7 protein-coding genes are annotated in these 12,277 nt (G+C 41.7%); all 7 read left to right on the plus strand.

Translation table 11 applies throughout. The features are described from left to right. A partial coding sequence (locus tag AAC033_RS16330) for a hypothetical protein (protein ID WP_339740067.1) occupies window positions 1-1,686 on the plus strand: 1,686 nt, incomplete at its 5' end. An 11-nt stretch (window positions 1,687-1,697) separates the two neighbouring features. After that, window positions 1,698-3,956 carry a RagB/SusD family nutrient uptake outer membrane protein gene (locus tag AAC033_RS16335; RefSeq protein ID WP_339740069.1) on the plus strand — a complete coding sequence of 753 codons (2,259 nt, stop codon included), beginning with the start codon at window positions 1,698-1,700 and terminating at the stop codon, window positions 3,954-3,956. Window positions 3,957-4,175: 219 nt separating this feature from the next. Beyond that, a complete protein-coding gene (locus tag AAC033_RS16340) occupies window positions 4,176-5,177 on the plus strand; it encodes a hypothetical protein (RefSeq protein ID WP_339740071.1) in 1,002 nt (333 codons plus the stop codon). A gap of 109 nt (window positions 5,178-5,286) precedes the next feature. After that, the gene (locus AAC033_RS16345) at window positions 5,287-7,023 is read left to right on the plus strand and encodes an alpha-L-rhamnosidase C-terminal domain-containing protein (protein WP_339740073.1); all 1,737 of its coding nucleotides are present in this window, start codon (window positions 5,287-5,289) and stop codon (window positions 7,021-7,023) included. A 205-nt stretch (window positions 7,024-7,228) separates the two neighbouring features. Beyond that, the gene (locus tag AAC033_RS16350; RefSeq protein WP_339740075.1) at window positions 7,229-8,263 is read left to right on the plus strand and encodes a hypothetical protein; all 1,035 of its coding nucleotides are present in this window, start codon (window positions 7,229-7,231) and stop codon (window positions 8,261-8,263) included. A 135-nt stretch (window positions 8,264-8,398) separates the two neighbouring features. Further along, a complete protein-coding gene (locus AAC033_RS16355) occupies window positions 8,399-11,698 on the plus strand; it encodes a glycosyl hydrolase (RefSeq protein WP_339740077.1) in 3,300 nt (1,099 codons plus the stop codon). Further along, a partial coding sequence (locus AAC033_RS16360) for a hypothetical protein (RefSeq protein WP_339740079.1) occupies window positions 11,688-12,277 on the plus strand: 590 nt, incomplete at its 3' end. The genes AAC033_RS16355 and AAC033_RS16360, both read left to right, overlap by 11 nt.

Genomic DNA, 12,277 nt, shown 5'->3' on the forward strand with positions numbered 1-12,277 from the left:
GCGCAGGCAGGTCTGAATGTCAACTTGAGTTTCTTTGCCAAAGGATTATCGATGAGTGCATCGATGGCTTATCAAACCTACATCCGAAATCAAACCAACACGCATCAGGACTTCCAAAGAGTAATTCGGGGGAATGATTTTTCAGTGCTGGATAATTTTACAAAATACAAAACGTGGGAAAATACTCCCTTAGTATATAGTAAGGGCTCTGTATTCTTTTACAATTTTAATGTATTGGCCAATATAAAATACAAAAGAAGGTTTGGAGATCACAGTGTCGATGCCATAGCGCGAACCTATTATTTAATTCAGGAGAAGGAGAATACGGGAAGCAGTAATGGTATTCTACCGTACAAACGTCAAAATTTCGGAGCGAGCGTCCTTTACGGGTATAAAGATCGCTATTTTTTGAAGGGAGATATTGCTTTTTCAGGGTCAGAACAATTTCACGAGGACTATCGCTATATCACCACTCCTGCAATTTCAGCTGCCTGGATTGCATCGAAAGAAGATTTTTTCGATGTTGATTTTATTAGTTTGCTTAAATTTCGAGCTTCCTATGGTATCACTGCAAATGATCAAATCGGTGGTGCCCGTCTGCTCTATTTAGACAATATTCGTTCCAGTGGTCAGGAATTGGAAAAAGGTAATCCCAAACTATCAGCGGAAGAGATAGAGAAGCTAAATTTTGGCGTTGATCTTGGCTTGTTAAAAATGTTCACCCTTGGACTGGAGTATTTTGCCGACAATGTAGATAATATGTTGGTTAATAGTTCTTATACAATTCCTGAATATCAAGGTGTTCCGCTTGGGTACTACCCGAAGTTGAATACCGGACAAATGGAAAACAAAGGCTATGAGATTTCCTTAGGTTTTAACAAACACTTCTCAGAAGATTTTTCTGCCTATGCCAATTTTAGTTTTATGCAGGCCGAGAATAAAGTCATTGACATAGGCGAATCGCCTTTCTCGGAAGAATATGCTTATCAGTATCGAACTGAAGGATATCATGTTGGTCAATTATGGGGCTATATGATTGATAGGAGTAATGGTACAGGGATGTTTAATTCTGCTGCCGAATTGGCCAACTCAGGTCTAACTTATTCTTTTGGGACACCGCGTGTGGGAGACTTTATCTATCAGGACCTAAACAATGATCAGGTTATTGATGAAAAGGATCACGCACCGATGGGATATTCCCATATTCCAGAGCAGGAATATACTCTGAACGGTGGTTTTAATTGGAAAAATCTGGAACTATCTTATCTTTTTCATGGCGTAACAAACACGTCTCAATTTTTGAGTGGTGTTGGAGCCTATGAAAATGGGAGCCAAGGTCAATTCAACGATATTCATTTGAATGCATGGACTCCGGAGCGCTATGCGGCTGGTGAAAACATATCGTTCCCGGCTCTGTCAATGTCTCCTTCGACGAACCATGTGAACAGTGATTTTTTCTTGATGGACCGTTCATTCTTGCGTTTGCGGAACCTGGAGCTGGCTTATAAATTCCCGGTAAATCTTTCTTCTAAAACCACGTCGGAACGTATTCGAATGGCATTAAATGTTCAGAATTTGTTTACAATCGATAAGGTGAAAAGTAAATATATTGATCCTGAAATTGGTCGCATGGATACTTTCCAACCTTACCGTGTATACAATATTAGTCTTAATCTAACTTTTTAAACAGCTATAACATGAAAAAATATATTTATAAAATATTTGTGATTGTTGTTGTGATAGTTGGTCTTGCATCATGCGCTGATCTTGACCTGACTTCAGACGGACGATTGACGCTGGAAGATATTTTCAGTGAATACAATACGACCAGAAATTATTTTGACAGATGTCGTGATTATATTCCTCAAGTAGGTTTTACCTATGGAAATACTCCACTGGCTTCATTCAGTGATGAGGCGCATGATGCGAGTGGCGGCGTAAGTGGTGTTGTGAATGATTGGTATAATAACAGCACATCTTCGTCGAACAACCCGCTTACCCGGGATTTGAACGTCTGGGCTCATTACTTCACCGGAATACGTAAGTGCAATACTTTTCTGGAAACGATTAACGATCCCGCCCTGGCAACAGCGAGTATTGATGAAGATGAAAAAAATGGTTGGATAGGAGAAGTCCTTGTTTTAAGGGCTTTTTATTACCTTCAATTGATAAAACGTTATGGTGGAGTCCCGATTATTAAATCCCCCTACGAAGTCACCCATGATTTTTCGCAAGACACTCGTGCCAGTTTCGAAGAATGTGTCGATCTTATCCTTGAAGATTGTAATACAGCATTGGCCATTCCTGAAAGTGGAAAATCTACCGTTGGATTTCGTTGGAATATTAGCGATAATGAGCGTGGTCATGTAACCCGTGCATTTGCTCATGCGGTCATGTCGCAGGCTGCCTTATATGCGGCCAGTCCTCTTTGGTTTACTGACGGCAGCAAATATACTTGGGCAAAAGCAACTGAAATTACCAAAACAGCACTTGATGAGTGTCTTGCACACGGATTTCAGCTTTTCGACATTACTCCAGCGGCCGACGTTGCCCAAAATGCGTATGCTTTCTATTTCATTAATCGTTCTGATCCCAGTCGATCGGTTGATAAAGAAACGATTTTCGAAACTACAGCAGCGAGAACTAATGTATGGAAGTGGGCTGGCACACCGATCACGGAAGGTATGGAAAAAGCAGGAGCAGGTCCATCTCAGGAACTGGTTGATGCATATGGAATGAAAGCGACGGGTGAGATGCCGGTCTTGGGATATTCTGATGCCAGTCATTTACAGCCGATTTTAAATTCAGAATCCGGTTACGACCCAGCGAATCCTTATGAAGGAAGAGATCCACGCTTTTATGCGTCTATTTATTACAATGACGCTCCTCGTTCTCTTACCACTGGTATCGTCGAGAAAGATTTGTTTCCACTTAGTTTTTTACCGTCAGTGGTTAACAACGTTTCGATGACGGAAAATGGAGAAGAAGTCACGCTTACTACAACAGGTGGGGACCCATGGATCCATACGTCAACTTTGACCCGACCTTTAAGTCCTGGTGCAAGCCGGGTTATTTCCTTCGAATATAAAAGCAATAAAACAATTACTGACTCAGAATTTTTCTTTTGCGTGGCCGGTGGCCCACAAGGAGGTGTTGAAACAGGACCGAATATAGTAATAGAACAAGCGTCTGAATGGACACGTTTTGAATACGATCTTACCATGGCAATTAATACCTGGGGATTTGGTGTTAATGCTAATGGCGGTGCTCAACCTCAAGATCACTTCTTGAGGTTTGATATCACAGGCGGGCCGGATTATGAAATTACAATTAGAAATTTTAGAATAGAGAGCTTTACTCCCCCGCCAGCACCAACACCAGTGGAAACCTTTGTCGGTGGAAATTGCGAAATATCTGATCGTATTTCAGAAACAAGAAATACACGTACCGGCTATTATCTGCGTAAGTTTAATAACTATAAATCAGGACCAAATGTTGATGCTGACGGACTAATGAAGATCTTCCGTCTTGGGGAGCTTTACTTGAATTTTGCGGAGGCTGCTTATGAGTCGGCAGGACCAGATGCTTTGGTTGGAACGATGTCCGCTCGTGATGCAGTCAATACAATACGTGAACGGGTGGGTATGCCGGCATTACCAACGGGTTTATCTAAAGAAGATTTTGAAGTACGTTATCGTAATGAACGTCAGGTGGAGTTGGCTTTTGAAGAACATCGTTTCTTTGATGTTCGCCGTTGGAAAATCCTGAGTCAGACAGATGGTTTTGTAACAGGTATGAAAATTACTAAAACTGATAGTGGTTACAACTACAATCGAATCAAGTTAAAGGAACGGGGAACCAATGCTGATAAATACCTTCTGTACCCGATTAACCAGCTGGAAGTTTCTAAGATGGAGAATTTTACCGATAATAATTGGCAAAATCCTGGTTGGTAAGTTCATAATATCATTGAGAGTGAGGAAAGGCAGCCTTCAGGGCTGCTTTTCTTCCATTTCAGTTTATTGTTGAAACGAAAAAACAATCTCGATTTGCTGCGAGTAATTCTTTTAATCGTAGTTTGCATAAAATAAATTAAAAAACATAAATAATGAGGTAATTCTCCAGAGAGCGTCGATAATCGATGATGTGGAAAGTTATCATGAACGAAGTAGGTAATGAGTAATCTAATTTCAGAGAATCAAAAGGGGCTTGTTTCCAGTTTGAAAAGTTGCATGGGCATTATTTTCCTGAGCTTTCAAATGTTCGTGTTTGCCCAGTGCCAGAATGATCAGCAACCTTTGGTGCATGTTGAGAGTAGTAGCCCGGTAATTGATAACGGAATTCTGACGCTTAAGCTCGATTTAACAAGAGGTGGTGCCATATCATACTTGTCGTTATCGGGGAAAGATCGAAGTATTGTTAATATTTATGATGAAGGGCGTTATATCCAGCAATCATACTACGCTGGGAAAAGCGTAAATCGACAGGAAGAAGGTCAATCACCAGACTGGTCACCGTGGAGTTGGAATCCCATACAGGTGGGAGATGCTTTTCGAAACCGAGCAGAAATTCTTGACTTTCAAAAATCTGAAAATGAGATGTATGTTAAGTGTATTCCGATGCAGTGGGATATGAATAACCATCCGGCTGAGGCCGAGATGGAACAGTGGACGACCCTGAACGGAAATGTATTGAAAGTTAGAAATAAGCTGAGTTGTCACCGCACCGATACAATATATGGCGAAGGCGTTTTAAATGATCAGGAATTACCTGCAGTTTATCCAATTTCTGCTCTTGATAATTTGTATTCTTATTTTGGTGATGCTCCATTTACTGGAGCCCCGATGGCTAATCCTACTGTCGAACATCTTGAAGACGGTTTTTGGGGACGATACGATGACAACAAGGTAACAGAAAACTGGATGGCCTTTGTGGACAAAAATAAATGGGGAATGGCCGTCTATTCACCCAGTTGCACAAACTTCCTGGCCGGAATGGCAGGGCATCCCGGGGGTGAATCCACGGACAGCTCGACCTCTTACATCGCCCCTGTGACAAAGGCAATACTGAATAAAAATAGTGTGTACGAATATGAATATTTTATCATTGTTGGTTCCCTTTCCGAAATCCGAAAGACAATTGAAGCATTGCATCAGAAGAACAATTCTCAACAATGAAATTGAATGTCAAATAATCGTCAGATCAAGATTGCTTCATAAAACTTGACAATGCTGCGAAAATGGTAAAGAGATTTTAATAAACGTTATTGGCAAAAGATATACATAAATGAAAATAGATAGAGGAATATACTTTGTTGCCTTTCTGACAATTGGATTCAGTTGTTTGGGGCAGCAACAAATCGAAAAATATACCGGAGAGATTGAGCGCACTTATGTTGCCCCTAAAAAAATTGTATGGCAATCCAATGATGATGAGATTATCAATGCTGAACGTTTGTTGAAAGAAGGCAAACACCAGGCATCAACGGTAAATACCGATTTATGCCTGATGACAAATTCTGAAGAACAAGCTTCCATATTGCTTGATTTTGGAAAAGAGTTGCACGGTGGATTGGAAATTGTTACGGGGATGTGGCCTGGTACTACACCTGTAAACGTGCGTGTTAGGTTTGGAGAATCGGTTTCTGAAGCCATGGCTGAAATTAATGATTCAACAAGTGCCACCAACGATCATGCCATTCGTGATTGGAATATAAAATTACCCTGGTGTGGTAAAATTGAAATTGGCAATACCGGGTTTCGCTTTGTAAGAATCGATCTGGTGGATCATGATGTTACCCTCCACTTAAGGGAAGTAAGTGCTATTTCGGTTATGCGTGATTTAGAATATCTGGGTTCTTTTAAGTCAAATGATGAACGCTTAAATAAAATCTGGGAAACGGGTGCCTACACGGTTCATCTGAATATGCAAGATTACTTGTGGGATGGAATTAAGCGAGACCGTTTGGTATGGGTAGGGGATATGCATCCTGAAGTGATGACAATTTTATCCGTATTTGGAGCGAATGAGGTGATCACAAAATCACTGGATTTTATTGCCGAAATAACACCGTCAGATGAGTGGATGAATGGAATTAGTTCGTATTCAATGTGGTGGTTATTGATACAGCACCAATACTATTTGAACACGGGCGATTTGAATTATTTGAAAAAACATCAGAACTATATTTTTGAATTGCTTTCGAAACTGGAGAGTAAAATTGATAAAAAAGGGAAAGAGATGCTGGATGGCAATCGTTTTTTAGATTGGCCAACCAGTGAAGACTCAATGGCTATTCATGCCGGATTACAATCCATGATGGTAATGACTTTTGAAGCCGGAAAAGAAATGGCTAAAATTCTTGGTGAAAACGAGAAAGTAGTTCATTATCAAAACACAATCAAAAAATTAAACAAGCATACCCCGGAACTGCCAACCAGGAAATCGCCTGGCGCTTTAATGGTACTTGCCGGTTTGGCAGACGCAAAAACGGTGAATGATGAATTATTGACCGTTGACGGCGTAAAAGACATATCAACTTTTTACGGTTACTATGTGCTGAATGCCATGGCGAAGGCAGGGAATTATATGGATGCCATGTCGTTTATTCGTGAATACTGGGGAGCCATGCTCGATATGGGAGCGACTTCTTTTTGGGAAGATTTTAACATCGACTGGACTATTAATGCCGGACGAATTGATGAACTTCCCAATGCCGACAAGGTGGATATCCACAAAACATACGGCGATTATTGCTACGTAGGATTACGTCATAGTTTTTGCCATGGTTGGGCATCAGGTCCTACAGCTTGGTTGTCGCAACATGTGTTGGGCGTCAAGGTACTGGAGCCTGGCTGTAAAAAAGTGATGCTCAATCCTCACTTAGGCGATCTTCAGTGGGTAAGAGGAACTTTCCCTACACCATACGGGATCATAGAAATAGAGCATCAGAAAACGGATGGTGGGAGAGTTAAAACGACCTATCGAGCTCCAGAGGAGGTCGAGGTTGTAATTGTTGAATAGATCGCTTTGAAAACTGAATATTCACGGATAAATTTTTGAATAAATAACTATGATAGCGATTACAATCTTCCAGTCAAGTTGCCGAATATACGCTTGCAAGACGAATTCCTTAAGCTCGTTTCCAACATGGAGAATCAGGTTTGCTATCGCTCTTTTATGTGTGTCAATTTGCAGCTGCAACTCATCAGATCGAAAATTATCTGACGTGTCTGATGTTCCCGGCAATCCGGATACAAGGCAAGAAAAAGTTAAGGGCCTTGATATAACTCAGATGAATGATGTCGTAAGTATCTGTTACAGCGTCTGGTTTAATAATGTTTACCGACCATCAATCTATAATATCACTGAAATACGGAAGGAAAATCCGAATGATCCTCAATGGGGGCCGGTTCATGCTTTTCATTATTGGGCTGAGCCTGCTTTGGGGTATTATAATTCTGACAATGTTGATGTCATAAGAACACACTTACGTCAACTTCAGAGAGCAAAAGTTGATTTTATTATTCTTGATTTTACGAATGGACTGGCTTCCATGCTTTTGGAAGATGCAGAGGTGTTGTGTAATACGGCATTGGAATTACGACAAGCAGGAGAGGATACGCCAGCTATTGTTTTTTGGTGTCAGAATAGTGCTGATGACAGGTCGTCTAACGGTTTAAAGATCTATGATCTGTTTTATAAATCGTCAAAATACGATGAGCTGTTTGTTTATTGGTCGGGTAAGCCTTTTTTAATAACAACAGAAGATCCCATTGATGCTAACGACCAGTCGCTTTCAAATAACTTTACGTGCCGGAAAATGTGGGGTTTGCAGAATACTTTAGCTCCCAGGGAATGGTCATTTCTTCAGGATGAACCTCAAAACGTGGCGATGAACGGAAGCAGAGCTGAGCAGATCTCTGTGTCCATTGCTCATCAGGAAACTTATATGAGCTATGAAACAGCAACAACAAGAAGAGGAGGCAAAACTTTTCAGGAACAATGGCGAAGAGTATTTTCCATAAGACCAAAAGTTGTCACGATTACGTGGTGGAACGAATGGATGGCGCAAAGATTTGTAGATGAAAATGGAGCAACCCGGTTTGTTGACGACTACTCCAGGGAAGCCAGTCGTGATATTGAACCTATGAAAGGTGGCCATGGAGATTTGTATTATCAGTTTATGAAAACCTATATCGATGCTTATAAGTCTCATGGTGATTTTCCGGAAGATTTAGTAGAAAAAGAGCGTTATGACTAGTTGTCAGCTTGAAATAGGACATAAAAAAACTTGCCAAAGGCAAATAAAGAGGGTGATAGCTGACTTTGCAAGGAGTTATAATTATGAATCAGTCGTTTTGTTTATATCAATATAGAAAATACAAGGGAAAATATTATGAATATACAAAGGGAAATAATTATTGTTGCGTCTATAGCAATTTTAGCAAGTATCATTTTTGGCTGCACTTCTCAAATAGACAAGCAGAAACTTCATGAATCCAGGGAACAATTGGCTGAAGGATTTATCACTCCCGCCGATACGATGCAAACTGCTGTTTACTGGTACTGGATTTCGGATAACATCTCTAAAGATGGTGTCGTTAAGGATCTTCATGCCATGAAGGAAGTTGGAATTAACCGGGCTTTTATAGGCAATATTGGTCTGGACGATGTGCCTTATGGAAAGGTAAAAATGCTCAGTGAAGAGTGGTGGGAAATTCTACATCTAGCACTGAAAACAGCAACCGAACTAAACATCGAAATTGGAATTTTCAACTCTCCAGGTTGGAGCCAGTCGGGCGGTCCATGGGTGAAAGCCGAAAATGCGATGCGTTATCTCACGGCATCGGAAACAAAAGTAAAAGGGCCGGCAAAATTCTCTCAAAAACTGGATAAGCCGATAGACTTGTTTCAGGATGTCAAGGTGATTGCCTATCCGGCACCGAAAGACCATGAACTGGTACTAACACACGATAAGGCACGAATCTCCTCTTTTCCACGAGTTAATAACCTGAAAAATATTACTGATAGCGATACAAAAACCGGGATTACCTTTCCGGAAGGGGATACATTTACCCTGAATTTTGAAGCCGATAAACCATTTACAGCGCGCAGCCTTTCTATTCAAAGCACAGAAAATTCAGTCTATTCTCATGTGCTTTTGCAGGTTAAGGATGAGCAGAGCGAATATTGGAACGTGAAAGAATTTACCTTAAACCGGGTGAATGACATGATCAATGTTGGATTTGATCCCTATGCTCCGGTACTAATTTCTTTTCCTGCCGTAACAGCCAAAAATTTTCGTCTGGTGTTTAAAGATGAAATCCCAACAGGATGGTCTTTCCCACAGGCAAACACCAATGAAGGAATCGTTGAAGTAAAACTTTCTTCTGCTCCGAGGGTGGAGAACTATGCACAAAAGACCTTTGCAAAAATGTACCATACGCCACTACCTTCCTGGTCAGATTATCAATGGAAGCAACAAGCCGAAGTTGAAAACCCGGATTTACTAATCGACCCCTCAAAAGTGTTGGATATATCTGAACACATGGTGGTTGATGGAATGCTAAATTGGGATGTTCCCGAAGGTGATTGGATTATTCTCCGAACAGGGATGACACCGACAGGAACTAAGAACTCTCCGGCTTCGCCGGAAGCAACGGGTTACGAGGTGGATAAAATGAGTAAGGAACATGCTGCTTTGCATTTCGATGGTCACATGGGCGAAATACTGAAACGAATACCAGAGGCCGACAGAAAATGCTTTAAAGTGGTGGTGCAGGACAGCTACGAACAGGGCGGACAGAACTTTACAGATGGCTTTTTAGAGGAATTTGAAAAAGTATATGGATACGATCCACTTCCATATCTGCCGGTTTATCAGGGCATGGTGGTAGCGAGTCAGCAGGCTTCCGATCGTTTTTTGTGGGATATGCGTCGCCTGGTTGCAGACAAGATTGCTTACGATTATGTGGGTGGTTTACGAGATATAAGTCACGAACACGGCCTGACAACCTGGCTGGAGAATTACGGGCACTGGGGATTCCCAGGCGAATTTTTGATGTACGGCGGACAGTCGGACGAAATTGGCGGTGAATTCTGGAGCGAAGGTTCTTTGGGCGACATAGAAAACCGTGCTGCAACTTCATGCGGACATATTTATGGGAAATCAAAAATTTGGGCGGAATCAAACACCTGCGGGGGAAAAGCATTTAGTCGTTATCCGTCATCGATCAAACAGCGGGGCGACCGTTTCTTTGCCGAAGGGATCAACGCCACCTTATTGCATGTTTATATACACCAGCCCTACGAGGATAAAAATCCGGGAATAAATGCCGGTTTCGGTAATCCTTTCAACCGCAAAAACACCTGGTTTTCACAGATGGACGTATATACACAATACCTGAAGCGCACCAACTACATGCTTCAGCAGGGATTAAACGTAGCCGATGTATGTTACTTTATTGGCGAAGATACCCCAAAAATGACGGGTATTACCGATCCCGCTCTTCCTGTGGGTTATCAGTTCGACTATATGAACGCCGAGGTAATAGAGAAATACATGACTGTTGAAGATGGTCTGATTACTTTGCCACACGGGACACAATACCGCATAATGGTACTGCCTCAACTGGAAACCATGCGTCCTGAATTATTGGCAAAAATAAAACAATTGGTCAACGATGGTGCTATTATTTTAGGACCCTCACCAAGCCGTTCACCCAGTTTACAAAACCAGCCCGAAGCCGATCAACAGGTGCAGGCTATGGCCGCTGAGTTGTGGGGCGATGTAGATGGCGTAAACTTAAAATCGCGAAAGTTCGGTCAAGGGATGATTTTGAATGGCATGGATATGAAAGAGGCGTTTGCCTTCATAAACTGTGTGCCTGATTGCAAAGTACCTGAAGATAATTCCATTCATTACGGGCACAGAACTTTAGGTAATGGTGAAATCTATTTTGTGAGCAACCAAACCGATAAAGAGCAAATTATTACCCCGGAATTCAGGGTTACAGGCTTGCAGCCTGAACTCTGGGAGGCAACAACAGGATACTTGCGTGACCTTCCTGCCTATGAGCAAAAAGAACAAGCTACAGCAGTTCCCTTAAAACTTGAGCCTTTCGAAAGTGTGTTTGTAGTTTTCAGCAAGCCGGCAGGTGGAGCAAAAGTAAACAGAATTGAAGCAAATTACCCAGAAGCTGAACTTATTGCTGATTTAGAAGGCCCTTGGACAGTCAACTTCGATGTTGCCCAAAGAGGCCCTGAAGAAGCCGTGGTTTTTGAAACGTTAACAGATTGGACAGGTTCTGATGATGAACGCATTAAATACTACTCAGGAACAGCTTTTTACAACAATTCTTTCAATGTTGAAAAATTACCTGAAAATGAAAGGATTACCATCGATTTGGGTGCTTTAACCGCCATGGCTAAAGTTACTGTAAACGGTCAATATGCCGGAGGCGTGTGGACAACCCCCTATCGTTTGGATATAACCGATTTTGTGAAAGAAGGTGAAAACCAGCTCAAAATTGAGGTCGTAAATACCTGGGTGAACAGAATAATCGGTGATATGAAACTTCCTTTGGAAAAACGCCCGACATGGGCTCCGCATCTTCCATATAACGCTGAAAGTCCTTTGCAGCCTTCGGGTTTGTTTGGACCGGTAGCAATAAAATCAGTTAATTATGAACGCTAGACTCATTAAGTTTTCTCTGCTCAGCTTGATTGTCATTTTGTCGATAACTGCTATAAAGGCACAGGAGCAGAGGGTCAATAGTGACCACTGGGTAGCAACAGATGCATTGGGCAGGAAAGTTGCTGATTATAGTACAGCCGGGCAAAAAAAGAAGGATAAAACCATTGCCATGTTTTATTGGACCTGGCATCAACAAAGTAATGATACAACTTATGCAGTAAAAAACATTACAGAAATTATCAGGGAGTATCCTGAAGCCCTGAAGGATTACAATCATCCGGCATGGGGCGAAAAAAAGCCAGGCCTTTTTTACTGGGAACAACCTTTGCTGGGATATTACAAAACAACGGATCCATGGGTGTTGCGCAAACATGCAGAATGGTTGGCAGATGCAGGAGTCGATGTCGTATTTTTTGACTGTACCAATGGTAGCCTTACCTGGAAGGAGTCTTATGAAGCCTTGTTGAAAACCTGGGATCAGGCTCAAAAAGACGGTGTAAATGTACCGAAGATCGCCTTTATGTTGCCATTTGGGCCAGTACCGCACAGCCTGGTTTCTTTGCGCCAGCTATATCATGA

It is taken from the genome of uncultured Sunxiuqinia sp., from assembly GCF_963974515.1.
Lineage (GTDB): Bacteria > Bacteroidota > Bacteroidia > Bacteroidales > Prolixibacteraceae > Sunxiuqinia.